Source organism: Caulobacter sp. HMWF025, assembly GCF_003060965.1.
Lineage (GTDB): Bacteria > Pseudomonadota > Alphaproteobacteria > Caulobacterales > Caulobacteraceae > Caulobacter.
The window spans coordinates 54,617-72,024 of sequence record NZ_QAII01000155.1 but is presented as its reverse complement, the minus strand read 5'-3'; the positions used below and the strand labels follow the sequence as shown (position 1 = coordinate 72,024).

Below are 17,408 nucleotides of genomic sequence, written 5' to 3'. Positions count from 1 at the left end.
GTGAGGGGCAGGGAGGGCGACATCGGATCAGCCTCCCAGACCGGCTTCGGCACGGGCCGCTGCCCCCAGCACCACGGTCGTGGTCTTGCCGACCAGGCCGAGCACATAGTTGTCGTCCGTGCAGCGCAGGTCGCCCGGGGCGTCGCAGCGGATCTCGACCGAATAGAGCACCCCGTAGCGGATGAAGCTGGCCAGCTGCCCGTCGACGGTGCGCTGGACCGTCAGATATTCCGGGGCCGTGGCCTCGATCTTCAGCGGTGTAGACGAGGGCAGGGGCACGACAGCCGTGGTCCCGCTGAGCGAGATGCCGGCCCCCGGGGCGTCAGCCGTGATCGTGTAATAGTCGCCGAAGCTGTAGATCCGCGCGCCGGCCGCCAGCTTGGCGTCGTTGGGCAGCAGGATCGGCACGCGGGTGGCGTCGACCTCGGCCCGGTCGAGATTGCCCGCCAGGGTGTCTGACGCCCCGCCGCTCTGGCGCAGGCCGCCGACGGCCCCCTGCCAGTCAACCCGGCCCTGGGCCCTTTGCCGGACGAAGGCTGCCGTCGGTGCGCGGACCGCCGTCAGGGCCGAAGCGCCGTCTTCGGTGCGCACCTGGGCGGTGACGCCCGTGACAATGACCGCTGCCAGCCCCGTTGTGGCGACCATCACGGCCGCCGCCAGTATCCATCGTCCGTTACGCATGGCCCCCACCGCATAACCGCGTTCAGCCAACCCTAGACCGGATCTGTGACGTTGTTAACCTTTTCGGGCCTCTCCCTGAGATTGAACGGGCAGGGGTTCCTGTCTATATGGCCGGACGGATTTGGGCCCTGTGTGTGGCGGCTCCGAATAGACCCAGTCGTTTCAAGGGGATGCAGGTAACGCCATGCTTCTGACCATGCTCAAGGCCAAGCTTCACCGGGCCACCGTGACCCAGGCCGATCTCGACTATGAGGGCTCGATCGCCATCGATCGCGACCTGCTGGACGCCTCGGGCATCCTGCCCAACGAGCAGGTTGATGTGCTGAACATCACCAATGGCGCGCGCTTCACGACCTATGCCATCGAAGCCCCGCGCGGTTCGAAGGTGATCGGGGTCAATGGGGCCGCCGCCCGGCTGGTCCAGAAGAACGACACCGTCATCATCGTCACCTACTGCCAGCTGGCGGCGGAGCAAGCTCGAAACTATGCGCCGACCGTGGTCCTGCTCGACGCGGGCAACCACATCAAGTCGGCGGCCTGAGCGTGCGCCGTCTCGCCGGCCTCGCCCTGATCGCCGGCCTGCTGGCCGGCTGCGCGCCCAAACTGCCCGAGGGCGTTGACGAGAGCGCCCTGAACGCTGCGATCGGCCGGGCGATCGGCTCGCCCTCGACCTGCGTGCTGATCGCCGACCAGGCCGGTAAGCTGGTCTGGCGCGGCGGCGGCTATGTCACCTGCTCGCGCAACCTGCCGAGCTGCGCCGGTGGCAACCCCGTGACCGCCGAGACCGTGCTGAAAGGCGCGCTGGGCAAGCCGGCCCGCTTCATCAGCTGTCCGACCTCGGCGGCTGGCGGCGTCAACACGGTCGGCTGGGCCATGGGCCCGGTCCCGACCGGAGCCGGGCGTCCGCCGCGCAACCTGACCTATGTGGCGGTCATGGAAGGCGAGCGGGCCCTGCCGGGCCGCGAGGTCCAGGAGCGCGTCGAGCGCGCCTTCGCCAGGGCCGGGTTCTAGGGACGGCCCTCTCCGTCTTCCTCCTCCGGGGGAGGCGGATGCGCAGCATCCGGAGGGGGCCAGCGCCGCAGGAAGAGCCCTCGCGCTGGCCGTAACACCCTCTCGCTAGCGGGCCATCTCGTAGGTCGCCGAGACGTCGACCCGCACCTTCAGCTCGCCGGCGGCGACCGGGGTGGCGTCAGCCATTTCCCGCTTGGCCATGGCAAACATCGGGATCGGCTGCGGGGCGGGATTGTAGCCGCCGCCTTCGCCCAGGTTGACCAGGCGCACGACCTTGTAGCCGGTGGCCCGGGCATAGAGATCGGCCTTGGCCTGCAGGGCCTTGACCGCCGCCAGCCGGGCCGCGTCTTCGGCCGCCTGCGGGTTCTGCAGGCCAAAGCTGATGCCGCCGAGCGTATTGGCCCCGGCCCCGACCGTGGCGTCGACGGCCTGGCCCAGACGGGTCAGGTCGCGCACGATGACCGTCACCTGGTTGCTGGCCTGGTAGCCCGACAGCTTGGGCGGCTGGTTCTGCTCGTAGGTATACTGGGCGTTCAGCGACAGGCCCGAGGTCTGGATGTCGCGCTCGGCGATGCCTGCCTTGCGCAGGGCCGCGATCACCTGGGTCATCCGCACGCCATTGGCCTTCAGGGCCTCGGCCGCCGTCGGCGCATCGGTCTGGACGCCGAGCGACAGGGTGGCCATGTCGGGGGCGACCTGGGTTTCGCCGAAGGCCGAGAGGTTGAAGGTGGTGGCGCGGAAGGCGGTCTCCGCCACGCTCTGGGCCTGGGCGGGCGCAGCGGCCATCAGGCCGGCGACAGCGGCGGGAATGAGGGCGACACCGGCAATACGGGCGGCGATGGACGTCATGGTCTTGGTCTCCTGGCGGTTCGGTCGGTAAAGCACCGCGAACCGCTACGGTTCCCTGATGACAAATTGAACCTGAACGGGAGCTTTAAGCCGCGTTGTCCCCGTGCTAACTGCCGACCCCTCCGAACCGCCGCGTTCACGGGGGCCTGTAGCTCAATGGTTAGAGCCGACCGCTCATAACGGTCTGGTTGGGGGTTCGAGTCCCTCCGGGCCTACCACTTCCGCACCACCACATTACCCGAGAACCACAACCTCATCCCGCTTGCCGCCGCGCTGGACAATCTGCAGCGCGCCGTCGGGCAGGGGGCGCTGGAGGGCGAAGGCTTCGGACCAGGGGGCGCGGAGCCAGGTGTCGCGTTCCTCGGCCGTGGTCAGGATGACGGGCATGGCCTTGGGGTGGATGGCGGCGACCTCGGCATTGGGCTCGGTGGTCAGGAAGCCGAACAGGTCGGCGGTGACCTCGCCCTCCTTCAGCTTGCGGACGCTGGTCCAGCGGGTCCAGAGGCCGGCGAAGACGGCCAGCGGTCGGTCTTCGCCGAGCGCGAACCAGATGTCGCCACCTTCGGTCTTGTTGAACTCGCTGAAGCTGGTGAAGGGCACGAGACAGCGCTGTTCGGGCCCGAGCCAGCGCCGCCAGTGCGGGCTCTTGGTGTTGCGGATGTTGGTGACCCCGGGGTCGGTCTTCTTGCCGGCCAGGGCGAACTGCGGCGAGGGCATGCCCCAGCGGGCCTGGACCAGTTCACGCTCGCCCGCCTCGGTCTGACGGACGATCGGGGCCGCGTAGTCCGGGAAGATGCCGGGCATGTCGGGCTGGTTGACGGGCTGCAACAGGGCCCGGGTCAGGGCGACGACCTCGGCCTGGGTGCGGCGCATGGCGTAGAGGTTGCACACGGCTCAGTCGGCTCCGGTGGCCATCCGGGTGACAAGACCGACCTTCTCGGAGGTCTTGTTGAACTTTGCGGCCACGGCGGCCTGCAGGTCGATGCCCAGCTGCATGGCGATCAGGTCGGCGCAGATGATCACGTCGGCCAGTTCCTCGGCCAGGTGCTCGACACTGGCGCGCGAGCCGGCGATGCCCATCCGCTCTCGCTCGAGCTTCTTGATCAGGTTGCAGGCCTCGCCGACCTCGCCGGCCAACTCGTTGCCGCGATAGGACAGGGTGATCTGGCCGTCCGTGTCCCACTCGGCCTGGCGAGCCAGGTTGGCTGACCGCAGGGTGGCGTGGGGCGCAGGATCGGCGGGGGCGCTCACGGGCGCGCCTCCAGCAGCCGGCCGACGGCGGCGCGCAGGATGGCGATGGACTCCTCGACCGAGCGGCCCTGTTCACGACGCAGGCGTGACCAGGCTTCGAAGCTGAGCAGCAGGTCGAGGGCCTCGACCGTCAGGGTGTCGGCGGCCACGGTGGCCGGCAGTTCGCGGTCGAGGATCTTGCGCAGCGCCTTGACCAGTCGGCCGCTGTCGGCGTCGAGGAAGCGCGAGCGGTGGCGGTAGGCTTCCGACGCATGCTTGAAGGGCGCGATCTTCTCGAAGCCGAAGGCCCGCCGGTCGACCAGCTCCAGAACCCGGTCCTTCCAGTCGGTCGAGCGGAAGGGCGTTGTGATCACGGCCCGCAGCTCGTCCTCGATGACCTGGGACATCTCGCTATAGAGGCTGTCCATGTCCTTGAAGTGCCGGAACACGGTGCGCAGACCGACATCGGCGCGCAGGGCCACCTGTTCGGCGCTGGGCGACAGGTCGCCGGACCGGATCGTCTCGAGCATGGCGGTGACGATCCGGGCGCGGTTGTCCTGACCGCGACGACGGCGACCGTCAGTCTCCTCGACCGGGTCCTCTGCCTGAGCGCCTGTTTGCTGGATCACGCCATATCACCTGCATGCCTGATAGAACTGAATCCATAGGCGTGCCTGATCCGGCACGCCAGCGCTACGGGGTCAGCGGATCATTTTCAGGCGATCCGAGCGGATGATTTTGTCAGACCCCGACGGGAGGCTGATGAAATCCCCGTCGCGCCCGACGCGCAACCCCCCCTTGAACAGGGTCCGTGAGCGGCCGAGGAACGGGCCTTCGAGGGCTGCGACGGGCAGGGCCGGGACGATGTGGCTGAGCAGCAGGTAGCGGACACCGGCCCGCTGGGCCAGTTCGGCCGCCTGTTCCGGACTGGTGTGATAGCCGGGAATGTCGCCGAAGATCTTGACCAGACGCGGACGGCCCGCCGTCTGGGCGGCCCGCTGCTGCAGGGCGGTCAGCTCCGGCGACAGGGCCTCGTGGACCAGCAGGTCGGCCCCCTTGGCGGCGGCTTCCACCCTTGCCGAGGGCGCGGTGTCGCCGCTGATCACCACCGTGCGGCCCTTGTAGGTGAAGGCATAGCCGACCGCCGGGCTGACCGGGTCGTGGTGCACCGGGAAGGCCGTGACCTTCAGGTCGGGCTCATTGATCAGGACGAGGTCCGGCTGGTCCTGGCCGGCCGTGAACGGCATGGCCGTGCCGCCGAAGCCCGACGGCGGAATCGTCGCCGCGCCGTGGTGGGCGACGCGGTAGCCCTTGTCGAGCGTGTAGGCCTGCATGAAGCCGCCCAGCACCGCCTGGACCCCCTCAGGCCCGTAGACGGGGACCGGCACCGGATTGCCGCTGCCGGCCCAGCGCTGCAGCAGCACCTCGCCCAGGCCGTCGATATGGTCGGAGTGGTAGTGGGTCAGGAAAACGCCGTCGATGCGGGCCGGAGCCAGGTTCATCATGGCCAGGTTGCGGGCCGCGCCGCTGCCGGAGTCGATGACGAACAGCCGCTTGCCGGCCAGGACGGCCGTGCAGGGGCCCATGCGCTTGGGATCCGGAAGCGGGCCGCCGGCCCCGCAGAGGCCGACATGCAGGCCGTCGGCCAGGCCGTCATCGGGCGCCCGGGCCATCGCCTTGACATAGAGCTTCTCGATCGCCGTCGTGGCGAGGCGTCCGCGCACCAGCCAGGCGCCGGCCCCGAGCAGAACGGCGACCGACACGACGGCGAGGATGATCCTGGTTCCGGTCTTCATCCCGGGCTCTCCCTTCAAGGGGCGGGCTTGACCCCGCCGCGATGTAGTGACACGCATATTGCCAATATGCTTGGCCCTTGCCGGCAGATTGTCAATGGGAGGCGTGCGAATGCAGGTACTGAGGACACCCGACGAACGGTTCGAGGCCCTGGCCGACTGGCCCTATGCCCCGCACTACGCCACGGTCACCGATGCCGATGGCACGGTCATGCGCCTGCACTATGTCGACGAGGGGCCGCGCGATGCGCCGGTCGTCCTGCTGATGCACGGCGAGCCGTCCTGGGCCTATCTCTATCGCAAGATCACCGCCGGTCTGGTCGCCAAAGGCCATCGCGTCATCGCGCCCGACCTGATCGGCTTCGGGCGTTCGGACAAGCCGACGCTTCGCACCGACTACACCTATGAGCGCCATGTCGCCTGGATGAGCCAGTGGCTGACCGGGCTGGACCTCAAGGACCTGACCCTGTTCTGCCAGGACTGGGGCGGCCTGATCGGTCTGCGCCTGGTGGCGGCCTTCCCGGAGCGCTTCGCCGCCGTGACCGTCGGCAATACCGGCCTGCCCATCGGCACCGGCTGGTCGGAAGGCTTCAAGGCCTGGCTCGACTTCAGCCAGAACACCCCGACCATGCCGATCGGCCTGATCGTCAATATGGGCACGGGCCGGGACCTGTCGGCCGAAGAGGTCGCCGCCTATGACGCCCCGTTCCCGGACGAGAGCTTCAAGGAAGGGGCCCGGCAGTTCCCGACCCTGGTGCCGATCACGCCCGAGCATGGCTCGGTGGCCGAGAACAAGGCCGCCTGGGAAGTGCTGTCAGCCTATGACAAGCCGTTCCTGACCGCCTTCAGCGACGGCGATGCGGTGACGCGCGGCGGCGAGGCCATCTTCAAGGAGAGGGTGCCGGGCACCGCCGGCCAGCCGCACGTCATCCTGCCGGGCGGTCACTTCCTGCAGGAAGATTGTCCCGACGCGATCGTCGAGCTGCTCGACGGTCTGGTGGCCCGCGCCCACGCCTGATCGTCCTTTGCCTGTCTGAAAAAGAAGGCCCCGTCCCGGGAGAACCGGGGCGGGGCCTTTTGCAGAGAGGGTCTTCAGGGGCCTAGTTGTTCCAGTAGACGAACTCGTCGGTCGGCTTGTCCGGCACATTCAGCGGGTGATCGATGGCGATGGCCCCGCGCAGCAGGGACGGCCACGCCGCCTTGACGTTGGTCTTGTCGCGCTCGACGAGCAGGGCCCGCAGTTCGGCGACCTTGGCCGGGTTGGACGTGGCCAGGTTCTTCTGTTCGGTCGGGTCGCTGGCCAGGTCGTAAAGCCAGACCTTCTCGCCCTGCTGGTCGGGCAGTTTCAGCAACTGCAGCTTCCAGTCGCCGGCCCGGACCATACGGGCATCGCCCGAGCGCCAGAACAGGGCCTCGTGCGGACGGCCCTGGGCCTGGCCGGTTAGGTAAGGGGTCAGGTTCACGCCGTCGATCGGCCGATCGTTGGGCATGGTGGCTCCGGCGGCCCCGGCGGCGGTAGCGAACATATCGATATGACCGACCGGGCTGTTGAACCGGGTTCCGGCCGGCAGGGCCTTGGGCCACTTCATGTAGTAGGGCACCCGCAGACCGCCTTCGAAGAAGGTCGCCTTCCAGCCGCGATACGGGCTGTTGATGTGGGGCAGGCCGATATAGTGGGCCCCGCCGTTATCGCTGGTGAAGACCACCAGGGTGTTGTCGTCGAGACCTTCGTCCTTGAGGGTCTGCAACACCCGGCCAACATTGCGGTCGAGGTTGCGGACCATCGCCCCATAGACCCGCAGGCGGTGGTCCTTGATCTGGGGCAGGGCGTCATAGTCGGCCTTGGGGGCCTGCAGCGGCGTATGGGGCGCGTTATAGGCCAGGTACATGAAGAACGGCTGGTTGCGGTTGGCCTTGATCGACTTGATGGCCTCGTCCGACAGGTAGTCGGTCATGAAGCCCTTAGCCTTCATCATCGGCTGACCGTTGTACTGGACGGTATAGGGCAGGTTGGCCCAGAGGAATTTATCAATCGGATCAAAGGCCTGCTTGGAGTTCTCAACGTTCGGATCGTTCTCCGGCAGGAACATCGAGGCTCCGGCGATGAAGCCGAGGCTTTCGTCAAAGCCCTGGTCCTCGGGACGCGACCCCTTGGAGCCGCCCAGGTGCCACTTGCCCAGGTGCACAGTGTGATAGCCCCGGGTCTTGAGGACCTCGGCAATGGTCACTTCCGAGGTCGGGACGGCCAGCTCGTCCATCGGCGGCATGTCGCCGGCCTCTTCCTTGTTGAAGTGCGGCGGGTGCAGGGAGCCCGGCGAGCGGAAGCTGCCGACCAGTCGCGAGAAGCCGACCGGGGTCGGGGTAAACTCGAACCCGAAGCGGGTGGGGTAGCGGCCGGTCATCAGCGCGGCGCGCGACGGCGAGCAGGTGGCGTTGCCGGCATAGCCGTTGGTCAGGTCCACACCCTCTTGGGCGATCGAGTCGATATTGGGGGTCTTGACCACACCGCCGACCCCGCCGCCGTTCAGGCTGACATCGTTGTAGCCGAGGTCGTCAGCCAGGATGAAGATGACGTTGGGTGGCCGCTGGTCTTCCGGCGCGGCCGGCTGGGCGGGTCCGACCTGCCAGGCCACGGGTTTGTTCTCGGTACCCTTGGGGACCATCAGCCGCCCGATATGATAGATCAGGGCGTCGCGGCCGAGCCACGCGCCGGTCAGCAGGGCGACCAGAACGCCCAGGACTATGCCCGCCCATTTCAGAACCCGCATCGTAACCTCCCCAAACGCGTCGTCGGGCTTTTCACCCGTTTGATGATGGGGAGGCTACATAGTGGCACGAATTATGTCGATAGAATTTCGCGGGCCTTCAGGCCCTGCTGCTCCAGCCGCCACTTGAACTGGTCGAAGCGGTCCTGGCCGAAGAAGGCCTCGCCGTTGAAGGCGATCATCGGAACCCCGTAGTGACCGGCCGCGCGCTGGGCGACCTGGCTGGCTTCGACGACGCCGGCCAGCCGCTCGGCTTCGTTATCGGCCATGGCCGACAGCGTGTCCCAGTCGAGTCCGGCCCGTTCGGCGGCGCGGGCGATGTGGTCGCCCTCGGGCCAGTTGTCGACCTCGCCGCTCCAGATCACGTGGCCGACCGCGTGCAGGAAGGGCAGGCCCCGACCCAACTCGGCAGCCGCCACGCCCAGGTGGGTCAGGCGGTGAATGTAGGGCTGCTCCTTGGGGTAGGTGCGGGTGGCATAGTCCATCTTGACCGGATCGGGGATCGGCCAGCGGAACGGCAGGCCCAGGAACGCGGCCTCGCGATAGATGTCCTGCATGAAGTAGCTGAACCACAGCGGATCGCGGGTTTCGAAGAACTCCGGGGTGCGCACGGCCAGCGGATAGACCGGCCGGATGTTGCCCACCACGTCGAACGCCGCCTCCAGGGCCATCAGGCGATGGGTGATCATGTAGGAATAGGGCGAGCGGAAGGACCAGTAGAGATCGTAGCTCAGGGACATGGGGTTCCTCCCGCCATCTTGAAATAGTGGCATTAACAGTGCGACCATATCGCGAAATTGGGCGCGGTCCACCGTTCCCGCACGGGGAGGCGACATTGGTCTACAAGCTCTACGGCACGCCGGGCTCGCTCTACACGGCCAAGGCCCGGTCCTATCTGATCAAGCAGGGCCTCGCGTTCGAGAACCGCTCGATCGGCGATGCCCACTACCGGCAGTCGATCATGCCGCAGGTCGGACGCTGGATCATGCCGGTGCTGGAGGCTCCGGACGGGACCCTAATCCAGGACGGGTCGGTGATCATCGACACGCTGGAGGCGACCGGGCAGGGGCGCTGGCCGACCTTTCCTCAGAGGCCCCGGCACCGGGTGATCAGCCAGATCTTCGAACTGTTCGGCGGCGAGGGCCTGCTGCGCCCGGCCATGCACTACCGCTGGAACTTCGATGCCATCAACCAGCCGTTCCTGAAGCGGGACTTCATCGCGACCCTGGCGCCCGGCGTGTCCGGAGAGGAGGGCGAGGCGGTCTATGCCAATGCCAGCCGCCGCATGCGGGCGGCCATGGCCTCGTTCGGGGTCAGCGACGCGTCCATCCCGGCCGTTGAAGCGGCCTGGGAACAGTTCCTGGACCTGTTCGACGCCCACCTGGCCCATGCGCCCTATCTGCTGGGCGGCTATCCGACCCTCGGCGACTACGGCCTCGTCGGGCCGCTCTATGCCCACCTGTCGCGTGACACCCATCCCGGCCAGATCATGAAGCAGCGGGCCTGGCGGGTCTGGCGCTGGGTCGAGCGGATGCAGGCCGCCGATCTCGACACCGTCGAGTACGGCCATCCGGAGCCGGCCCTGTTTGCCGATGACGGGGTTCCCGACACCCTGATGGCCCTGATGCGGTTCATTGCCGAGGACTATCTGCCCGACATCACCGCCCAGGTCGGTTTCGTGCGCCAGTGGCTGGCCGAGCGCCCGGATCTGGAGCCCGGGACCAATGGCCTGGCCCGGCCCGGCGACCGGGCCATCGGCAAGGTCGCCCTGGCATGGCGCGGCATCCCGATCGAGGTCGGCGTCCTGCCGTACCGGCTGTACCTGCTGCAAAAGGTCCAGGATGCCGTCGCCGCGGCCGGGGACGCTTCAGTTGGCACCCTGCTGGAAGCGACCGGCCTGACCCCGTTACGCGACCTGAAGGCCCAGCGCCGGGTTGAGCGAAAGGGGCATCTGGAGGTCTGGGGGGCGTGGCTGGACGGCGCAGCCTGACGCGCCCGCTTGCCATGTTCATAAATTGGCACTTATAATGCCACTATAACAACGAAACGGGGCGGACATGAAAACTCTGGTGCGGGGACTGGTCGGGTTCAGCGGGACATCGGCCATCCTGATCGCGATGCTGTTCTGGCTGCGGCCGCTGGAGATTTCCGGCAAGTTCGGGCTGAGCGGGATCGGGGCCCTCGGCCAGGCCTCGCTGCGGGCCGACCTCGGCGGCTTCTTCGCCGGCGTCGGGGCCCTGATGCTCTGGGCCGCCGTGAAGGACCGTCGCGACCTGCTGCTGGCCCCGCTGATGCTGATCTGTCTGGCCCTGGCCGGACGCGGCCTGTCGCTGATCCTGGCCGGTCCGTCGCCGGAGCAGGTGCCGCCGATCGTGGTCGAGGCCGTGACCCTGGCCATCCTGCTGCTGGGTCGCCGGACCCTCTCCGCGCCCAAAGCCTGATCCCCGATCCCAACGCCGCAGGAGACGTCCGATGGACAGCGACAAGAAGCCGAAGATCGATCGCCGCTCGCTGCTGATCGGGGCGGGACTCGGGGTCGTGGGAACTGGCGCGGTGGCGGCCGGTGGTGCGGCGATCAAGTCGGCGACCAGCACGATCATCACGCCCAAGGCCATGGCCCCGGGCAAGTCGGCGAAGATCGGCCTTTCGTTCAAGGATTCGCGCCCGGCCCAGGCCCAGGAGGCCAAGGCCCACAAAGGCGCGCCGAACGTCGTCGTCATCATCCTCGATGATGTCGGCGTGGCCGATCTGGGCTGCTACGGCGGCGAACTGCAGACCCCGGCCCTGGATGCCCTGGCCGGGCAGGGGCTGCGCTATACGAACTTCCGCACGACGGCGATGTGCTCCTGCACGCGGGCGGCGCTGCTGACCGGGCTCAATCACCACTCGGCCGGCATGGGCTGGCTGGCCGACATCGACAGCGGCTATCCGGGCTATCGTGGCGACCTGACCCAGGAAAACGCCACCCTGGCCGAGGTGCTGGTCGAGGCAGGCTGGTCGACCTTCCTGCTGGGCAAATGGCACGTCAACAATGCCGATCACTCCGGACCGACCGGGCCCTTCCACAACTGGCCGACCGCACGGGGCTTCGAGCGGGCCTACTGGTATCAGGGCCATTCCAGCGACCACTTCCACCCCGGCGCGCTCTATGAGGGCACGAGCCGGGTCGAGGTCGAAGGCGGCGGGGACTACTACCTGTCGGATGATCTGGCCCAGCGGGCGGTGACCTATCTGCACACCCAGAAGGCCATGGCCCCGGACAAGCCGTTCTTCATGCAATTGGCCTTCGGCGCGGCGCACTCGCCCCTGCAGGCCAAGGCCGCCGATCGCGACCTCTACAAGGGCCGGTTCGACGCCGGCTGGGACGAGATCCGCCAGCAGCGGCTTGAGCGTCAGAAGGCCAAGGGGCTGATGCCGGCCGACACCGCCCTGCCGCCGCTCTCCCCGGGGGCCAAGCCCTGGGCCGAGCTGACGCCGGACCAGCAGCGGCTCTATGCCCGCTATATGGAGGTCTATGCCGGGATGATCACCGGCGTGGACCGGGCCATCGGCCGGGTAATGGCTGAGCTCGAGGCCATGGGCCTGCGCGAAAACACCCTGGTGGTGCTGTTCTCCGATAACGGGGCCTCGGCCGAGGGCACCCAGACCGGCACGCCCAACCTGTTCGGACCGGCTTTCGGACGTCCCGCCTCGGAGGCTGAGGCCCTGGCCCTGTACGACACGATGGGCGAGGACGGTACGTTCCCGCACTATCCGATCGGCTGGACCAATGCCTCGAACACGCCCTACCGGCTCTACAAGCAGAACACCGCCCTGGGCGGGGTCGCCGATCCGCTGATCGTCTCCTGGCCCAAGGGCGTCGAGGACAAGGGCGGCGTGCGCAAGCAGTTCGTGCATGTGGTCGACCTCTATCCGACCCTGCTGGAGGCCTGCGGCGTCTCGCGACCCGAGCTCTATCGCGGCGGCGCGCAAAAGCCGCTGGAGGGGGCGAGCGCGGTCAGGACCTTCGCCGATCCGGCCGCACCGACCCGCAGCGAGCAGTATTACGAACTGGGCGGCTACCGGGCCTATCAGGAGGGCGACTGGCGGCTCGTGGCCCAGCACCAGCGCGGCAAGCCCTTCGAGGATGACCACTGGGGCCTCTACAACACCGCCGTCGATCCCAATGAACTCAGGGATGTCTCGGCCGCCCATCCCGAGGTCGTGGCCCGGCTGCTGGACAAGTGGAACAAGGCCGCCGTCGCCCATGATGTCCTGCCGCTCGATGACCGGCCGCTGCTGCTGAAGCTGGTTCAACAACGGGCCTCAAAGCTCAGAAAACGCTGGGATATCCGTCCACCGATCGATCCGATCCCGACCGATGTCTCACCGATCGTCTGCGGGCTGTCGCATTCCATCGAGGTGGAGCTGTCCCGACCGAACGGCGACGAGGACGGGGTGCTGGTGGCCCATGGCTCGATGCCGGCCGGCTATGTGCTGTTCATCGACAAGGGCCGGCTGATCTACCAGACCAGCCTGGTGCCCTGGACCGAGGTCATCGCCTCGCCGGCCAGGCTGCCGCGCGGCAACATCAAGGTCCGCTACGAGCAGACCATGACCTCCCGGCCGTTCGAGGGGCGCGGGGCGCTGTTCGTCAACGGCCGCAAGGTGGCCGAGCGCAAGTTCGACCGGGTGCTGTTCGCGCCGGGCTATGACGGCTTCTGTATCGGGGCCGACCACGGCAACCGGGTGTCGCGCACCTATCAGGGGCCCAACCCCTTCCAGGGCCAGATCGCCCGCGTCCTGATCGACGTCGACACCGCCGCCATGAAACCGCTGGAGGTGATGCGCTTCATGAAGGAGATGCGGATCACGGTTTAGATCGGAGATGCAGATGCTCCCCCGGAGGGAGAGGACCTGCTGGCCCCTCAGGTCACTGCTGCCCGCACCTGATAGGCCGGCTCGCGCCAGGCCTCGCGGACCAGCACCTCGCGCAGGATCTCCACCGCGTTCCAGACGTCCGCGTGGCGCAGATAGAGCGGGGTGAAGCCAAAGCGCAGGATGTCGGGCGCACGGAAGTCGCCGATCACGCCCCGGGCGATCAGGGCCTGCATGACCGGATAGGCGGCCTCATGGGTGAAGGCGATGTGGCTGCCGCGCTGCTCGGGCGCGCGCGGCGACGCCAGGGTCAGGCCAAGGCCGGCGCAACGGTCTTCGACGCGGTCGATGAACAGGGCCGACAGCTGGCGGGACTTTTCAGCCACCTGGGCCATGTCGGCGCGCAGGGCGATCTCGACCCCCACCTCGAGGGCGGCCACACCCAGGATCGGCGGCGTGCCACACAGGAACCGGTCCAGACCCGGGGCCGGAGCGTAGTCGTCGCCGAACGCGAACGGGGCGGCATGCCCCATCCAGCCGGTCAGGGGCGAGGCGAGATCGGCCTGCAGGGCGCGGGCCGCGAACAGGAAGGCCGGGGCCCCCGGGCCGCCGTTCAGATACTTGTAGCCGCAGCCCACGGCCAGATCCGCGTCCGCCCCGTTCAGGTCGATCTCGACGGCCCCGACGCTGTGGCTGAGGTCCCACAGCACCAGCGCGCCCCGGGCATGGGCGGCGGCGGTGACGGCGGCCATGTCGAACCGCGCCCCGCTCTTGTAGTGGACATGGGTCAGCATCACGACCGCGACGTCGGCGTCGATGGCCTCCAGCAGCGTCTCGCGCGGGGCGGTGCGCACCGTCACCTCCGGCAGCAGGGCCTGGACGCCCTGGGCGACATAGAGGTCGGTCGGGAAGTTGCCGGGCTCGGTCAGGATCACCGTCCGGCCGGGCCTGGCCTTCAGTCCGGCGGCCAGCAGCTTGAAGAGGTTGACCGAGGTCGAGTCTGCCACCACCACCTCGTCGGTCCGGGCTCCGACCAGCTGGGCGATCTTGCCGCCGACCCGCTGCGGGGCACCGATCCAGTCGGCGGTGTTCCAGCTGCGGATCAGGTCCTGGCCCCATTCGCGGGTCACGGTGTCGGCCAGCCGGGCGGCGGTCGCACGGGGCAGGGCCCCCAGCGAATTGCCGTCCAGATAGATCACCCCCTCGGGCAGGGTGAACTCGGACCGGAAGCCGGCGAGGGGATCGGTGGCATCGCGGCGCTGGATGTCGTCAAGGGTCATGGCCGATCTGTAGTCGCTTCCCGGCGGCTTTGCAGCGGTGGCCCGCCAAAAAAGAGCCCCTGCCGGGCAGGTCCGGCAGGGGCTTCAGTCGGGGATAGACCGGGTGTCAGGCAGCGGGCCGGGATCGGCTCGGACAGGTCCTGGCGATGAAGTCGCCGTGGGCGGGCAGGGCCTCGACCGCACGGCTCATGATCTGGCGCAGATTGCCCAGATAGTCGTCGAGCTGGGCGTCGGTGACGACGCCGGTCAGCGGGTGGAAGGCTTCCGGAATGACCCCCTGGCCGATCAGGACCTGGATCCAGCTGGCCTCCTTGAAGAGGTCATCGTCCTGGCTGAACAGGCGGCCCGACTGTGAGAACAGCTCGATCCGGGCCTTGAGGCTGTCGGGCATTTCCATGCGTCGCATGGCCTGCCAGAACGGCGTGTCCTCGCGGGTGCTGGCCTTGTAGTGCAGGACCAGGAAGTCGCGGATGTACTCGTACTCCGCAGCGGTCTGGCGATTGTATTCGGCGATCTCGACGGGGTTGAAGCTGCGGTCCGGGAACAGGGCCAGCAGCCGGTTCAGGGCCGACTGGACCATGTGGATGCTAGTCGATTCCAGCGGTTCCATGAAGCCGCTGGCCAGGCCCAGGGCCACGACATTGCGGTTCCAGAACTGCTTGCGGCGGCCGGTGGTGAACTTCAGCTGGCGGGGCTCGGCCAGCGGCGCGCCGTCCAGATTGGCCATCAGCACGTCGGTGGCCCGGGCGGCGTCGATATGGTCGCTGCAGAACACATGGCCGTTGCCGGTGCGGTGCTGCAGCGGGATCCGCCACTGCCAGCCGGCCTCGCGGGCTGTAGCGCGGGTATAGGGCGTCAGGGGCGTGGCCGAGGCGCAGGGCACCGCGATGGCGCTGTCCATCGGCAGCCAGCTGCGCCAGTCCTCGTAGCCGCTCTTGAGGGTCTCCTCGATCAGCAGGCCCCGGAAGCCGGAACAGTCGATGAAGAGCTCACCGCCGACCTTGCGGCCGTCCTGCAGGGTCAGGCCGGTGACGAAGCCGGTTTCGGGGTGCTGGTCGACACCGACGATCCGGCCCTCGACCCGGGTCACGCCCTGGGCCTCGCTGTAGCGGCGCAGATACTGGGCATAGAGCGCGGCATCGAAGTGGAAGGCGTAGACGAGGCCCTCCAGATAGCCGCCGCCGACCTGGCCAATGCGGTCGAACTTCCCGCCCTTCGCGGCCCGGGCATTGAGCGAATAGTCCCACAGGCTCTCGGCATGCCCTGCCTGGCGGCGGCGCAGCCAGTAGTGATGAAAGGGAGCCATGCCCAACGGGCGGCCGACGGGGCCGAAGGCGTGCAGATAGGACTGGCCGACCGTGTGCCAGTCGACGAACTCGATACCCAGCTTGATGGTGCCGTTGGTGGCCGCGAGGAAGTCGTCCTCGTCCAGGCCCAGCAGGCCGTTCAGCAGCCGGATGGCCGGAATGGTGGCCTCGCCGACCCCGACAATGCCGATCTCCTCGGACTCGACCACGGTGATGGTGACGGAGGGGCCAAGGGTGCGCGAGAGCAGGGCCGCGCTGATCCAGCCCGCGGTTCCCCCGCCGACGATGGTCAGGGCCTTGATCGCCGTGTCCGCCATGGTCGTCCTGCCCAAGTCAGCCTCTCTGGTCGGAGGCTCTCATAAAAAAGGCCCCGCCGGAATGATCCGGCGGGGCTCCAAGACAGGAGGAGACTTGGGGACTAGTAGCGGTACGAAACGCCGAACATGTAGGTCGCGCCGTACTTCTGGTAGTCGATGGTCTGGCGCGGATCGTTGTTGTCGTAGGTCTTGAAGGGCTCGTCGGTGATGTTGTTGGCTTGCAGCAACAGGGACAGGCCGCTCAGCGGACCATCGCGGAACTCGTAGCCGATCTGGGCGTCGAGAACCGACTCTTCGTTGACGGTCCGGAAGATCCGCGCGGCGCTCAGGCCGGCGACTTCACCCAGGAACTTGCCGCGATAGCGGTTGCTGATCCGGGCGTTGAAGCCGTCCTTTTCATAGTAGAACGTCGTGTTGATGACCTTCTTGGACAGACCCGGGATGGTGATCGGGTTGGTGCCCTTTTCCAGCGTCACTTCACTGTCGGTGAACGAGCCGCTGATGATCAGGCCGAAGGGCTTCAGCGGTTCCCACAGCAGGTCACCCTGCAGCGAGGCCGACAGTTCCAGACCGCGGATGAAGCCGCCGTCGCCGTTGTCCGGACCCGAAACCAGGCCGATCTTGGTGCCCAGTTGCGACTGCTGCGCGCTGCTGAGCAGGAACAGGTAGTCCGAGAAGTCCTTGTAGGACGACGAGTTGGAGTTGATGAAGTTCGACAGTTCCTTGTGGTACACGGCGGCCGACAGATAGGCCGAGCGACCGAAGTACTTTTCCACCGACAGGTCGAAGCCGTCGGCGATGTAGGGCCGCAGGTTCGGGTTGCCGCCGTTGGCGCTGAAGTACGAGTTGTTCGGATCCGTCGAGGTCAGGCGCGAGGTGTTCTGGTTGAACGACTGGCTGGCGCGCAGTTCGTCCATCCGGGCACGGGCCAGGGTCCGGGCAGCGCCGAGGCGCACATACAGCTCGTTACCCATGTCGAACGTCAGGTTCAGGCTGGGCAGGGCGTAGGTGTACTTGGAGCCGTCGTCGGTGACCGTCGGGCTCGCCGGGGTCGAGGGGTTAACCGCAACGCCCTTCGAGAACTGGTCGGTGCGGACCACCTGCAGACCGAAGTTGCCGTGGACCGGGATCGAGCCGGCCTGGGTGTCGACGTCAAACTTGGCATAGGCCACCTGAACGTCTTCACGGACTGACCAGTTGCGGGTCTGAACGGCCGGGTTCGCATCGGCGATCAGGGTGTAGTAGCCGTTCTTCAGCAGGTAGGTCGGATCATAGGCCAGCATGGCCTTGATGCCGATCAGGTCCAGCTTGGCGACGC

At 67.6% G+C, this 17,408-nt stretch carries 17 protein-coding genes and 1 tRNA gene; 7 read left to right on the top strand and 11 right to left on the bottom strand.

Annotated elements, in window-relative coordinates:
- Positions 1 to 27: 27 nt before the first annotated feature.
- Positions 28 to 681, bottom strand: a complete 654-nt coding sequence (locus DBR10_RS16700; protein WP_233243457.1) for a hypothetical protein — start codon at positions 679 to 681, stop codon at positions 28 to 30.
- Between the two features lie 184 nt (positions 682 to 865).
- Here DBR10_RS16700 and panD point away from each other — a divergent pair, with 184 nt between their 5' ends.
- Positions 866 to 1,222 (top strand): aspartate 1-decarboxylase, encoded by a 357-nt coding sequence (gene panD / locus DBR10_RS16695; protein WP_108504857.1) that lies wholly within the window; start codon positions 866 to 868, stop codon positions 1,220 to 1,222.
- 2 nt (positions 1,223 to 1,224) lie between these two features.
- Positions 1,225 to 1,692: a hypothetical protein gene (locus tag DBR10_RS16690; protein WP_108504858.1), complete on the top strand. Its 468-nt coding sequence runs from the start codon at positions 1,225 to 1,227 to the stop codon at positions 1,690 to 1,692.
- A 105-nt stretch (positions 1,693 to 1,797) separates the two neighbouring features.
- On the opposite strand, the gene DBR10_RS16685 is transcribed toward DBR10_RS16690, so the two are convergent.
- Positions 1,798 to 2,541, bottom strand: a complete 744-nt coding sequence (locus tag DBR10_RS16685; protein WP_108490164.1) for an SIMPL domain-containing protein — start codon at positions 2,539 to 2,541, stop codon at positions 1,798 to 1,800.
- Positions 2,542 to 2,683: 142 nt separating this feature from the next.
- On the opposite strand from DBR10_RS16685, the gene DBR10_RS16680 reads away from it, so the two are divergent.
- Positions 2,684 to 2,759: transfer RNA gene (locus DBR10_RS16680), tRNA-Ile, on the top strand.
- 16 nt (positions 2,760 to 2,775) lie between these two features.
- Here DBR10_RS16680 and DBR10_RS16675 read toward each other — a convergent pair.
- The 4 genes from DBR10_RS16675 to DBR10_RS16660 all read right to left on the bottom strand — a co-directional run bounded on the left by DBR10_RS16675 (position 2,776) and on the right by DBR10_RS16660 (position 5,567).
- The gene (locus tag DBR10_RS16675) at positions 2,776 to 3,432 is read right to left on the bottom strand and encodes an SOS response-associated peptidase (protein ID WP_233243456.1); all 657 of its coding nucleotides are present in this window, start codon (positions 3,430 to 3,432) and stop codon (positions 2,776 to 2,778) included.
- Positions 3,433 to 3,435: 3 nt separating this feature from the next.
- Entirely contained in the window at positions 3,436 to 3,792 is a 357-nt protein-coding gene (locus DBR10_RS16670) for a MazG-like family protein (protein WP_108504860.1), read from the bottom strand.
- Positions 3,789 to 4,400, bottom strand: coding sequence for a TetR/AcrR family transcriptional regulator (locus DBR10_RS16665; protein WP_233243455.1), 612 nt, complete (start codon positions 4,398 to 4,400; stop codon positions 3,789 to 3,791). Before DBR10_RS16665 ends, DBR10_RS16670 begins: the two co-directional genes overlap by 4 nt.
- Positions 4,401 to 4,472: 72 nt before the next feature.
- On the bottom strand, positions 4,473 to 5,567 hold the full coding sequence (locus DBR10_RS16660; protein ID WP_108504861.1) for an MBL fold metallo-hydrolase: 1,095 nt from the start codon (positions 5,565 to 5,567) through the stop codon (positions 4,473 to 4,475).
- A gap of 109 nt (positions 5,568 to 5,676) precedes the next feature.
- Between DBR10_RS16660 and DBR10_RS16655 the strand changes: the two genes are divergently transcribed.
- Entirely contained in the window at positions 5,677 to 6,582 is a 906-nt protein-coding gene (locus tag DBR10_RS16655) for a haloalkane dehalogenase (protein WP_108504862.1), read from the top strand.
- An 82-nt stretch (positions 6,583 to 6,664) separates the two neighbouring features.
- Here the strand turns inward: DBR10_RS16655 and DBR10_RS16650 are convergent, their stop codons facing one another.
- Positions 6,665 to 8,332 carry a sulfatase-like hydrolase/transferase gene (locus DBR10_RS16650; RefSeq protein WP_108504863.1) on the bottom strand — a complete coding sequence of 556 codons (1,668 nt, stop codon included), beginning with the start codon at positions 8,330 to 8,332 and terminating at the stop codon, positions 6,665 to 6,667.
- Positions 8,333 to 8,403: 71 nt separating this feature from the next.
- Positions 8,404 to 9,069 carry a 2-hydroxychromene-2-carboxylate isomerase gene (locus DBR10_RS16645; protein WP_108504864.1) on the bottom strand — a complete coding sequence of 222 codons (666 nt, stop codon included), beginning with the start codon at positions 9,067 to 9,069 and terminating at the stop codon, positions 8,404 to 8,406.
- Between the two features lie 95 nt (positions 9,070 to 9,164).
- Between DBR10_RS16645 and DBR10_RS16640 the strand changes: the two genes are divergently transcribed.
- The 3 genes from DBR10_RS16640 (at position 9,165) to DBR10_RS16630 (ending at position 13,189) form a co-directional block, all read left to right on the top strand.
- The gene (locus DBR10_RS16640) at positions 9,165 to 10,319 is read left to right on the top strand and encodes a glutathione S-transferase N-terminal domain-containing protein (protein ID WP_146184120.1); all 1,155 of its coding nucleotides are present in this window, start codon (positions 9,165 to 9,167) and stop codon (positions 10,317 to 10,319) included.
- Positions 10,320 to 10,386: 67 nt separating this feature from the next.
- On the top strand, positions 10,387 to 10,770 hold the full coding sequence (locus tag DBR10_RS16635; protein ID WP_108504866.1) for a DUF4345 family protein: 384 nt from the start codon (positions 10,387 to 10,389) through the stop codon (positions 10,768 to 10,770).
- 31 nt (positions 10,771 to 10,801) lie between these two features.
- On the top strand, positions 10,802 to 13,189 hold the full coding sequence (locus DBR10_RS16630) for an arylsulfatase (protein WP_108504867.1): 2,388 nt from the start codon (positions 10,802 to 10,804) through the stop codon (positions 13,187 to 13,189).
- A 47-nt stretch (positions 13,190 to 13,236) separates the two neighbouring features.
- On the opposite strand, the gene kynU is transcribed toward DBR10_RS16630, so the two are convergent.
- From kynU to DBR10_RS20260, 3 genes are all read right to left on the bottom strand, one after another.
- Positions 13,237 to 14,466 (bottom strand): kynureninase, encoded by a 1,230-nt coding sequence (gene kynU / locus DBR10_RS16625; RefSeq protein ID WP_108504868.1) that lies wholly within the window; start codon positions 14,464 to 14,466, stop codon positions 13,237 to 13,239.
- Between the two features lie 106 nt (positions 14,467 to 14,572).
- Positions 14,573 to 16,090 carry a tryptophan halogenase family protein gene (locus DBR10_RS16620; RefSeq protein ID WP_108504869.1) on the bottom strand — a complete coding sequence of 506 codons (1,518 nt, stop codon included), beginning with the start codon at positions 16,088 to 16,090 and terminating at the stop codon, positions 14,573 to 14,575.
- Positions 16,091 to 16,191: 101 nt separating this feature from the next.
- Positions 16,192 to 17,408, bottom strand: a 1,217-nt coding sequence (locus tag DBR10_RS20260; RefSeq protein WP_233243454.1) for a TonB-dependent receptor domain-containing protein, incomplete at its 5' end; no start/stop codon positions are given.

Bases quoted from the DNA above. Each gene is read 5' to 3' on its own strand.
- kynU (WP_108504868.1), bottom strand. From the start codon at position 14,466: ATGACCCTTGACGACATCCAGCGCCGCGATGCCACCGATCCCCTCGCC.
- DBR10_RS16700 (WP_233243457.1), bottom strand. From the start codon at position 681: ATGCGTAACGGACGATGGATACTGGCGGCGGCCGTGATGGTCGCCACA.
- DBR10_RS16635 (WP_108504866.1), top strand. From the start codon at position 10,387: ATGAAAACTCTGGTGCGGGGACTGGTCGGGTTCAGCGGGACATCGGCC.
- DBR10_RS16685 (WP_108490164.1), bottom strand. From the start codon at position 2,541: ATGACGTCCATCGCCGCCCGTATTGCCGGTGTCGCCCTCATTCCCGCC.
- DBR10_RS16630 (WP_108504867.1), top strand. From the start codon at position 10,802: ATGGACAGCGACAAGAAGCCGAAGATCGATCGCCGCTCGCTGCTGATC.
- DBR10_RS16660 (WP_108504861.1), bottom strand. From the start codon at position 5,567: ATGAAGACCGGAACCAGGATCATCCTCGCCGTCGTGTCGGTCGCCGTT.
- DBR10_RS16655 (WP_108504862.1), top strand. From the start codon at position 5,677: ATGCAGGTACTGAGGACACCCGACGAACGGTTCGAGGCCCTGGCCGAC.
- DBR10_RS16645 (WP_108504864.1), bottom strand. From the start codon at position 9,069: ATGTCCCTGAGCTACGATCTCTACTGGTCCTTCCGCTCGCCCTATTCC.
- DBR10_RS16620 (WP_108504869.1), bottom strand. From the start codon at position 16,090: ATGGCGGACACGGCGATCAAGGCCCTGACCATCGTCGGCGGGGGAACC.
- panD (WP_108504857.1), top strand. From the start codon at position 866: ATGCTTCTGACCATGCTCAAGGCCAAGCTTCACCGGGCCACCGTGACC.
- DBR10_RS16650 (WP_108504863.1), bottom strand. From the start codon at position 8,332: ATGCGGGTTCTGAAATGGGCGGGCATAGTCCTGGGCGTTCTGGTCGCC.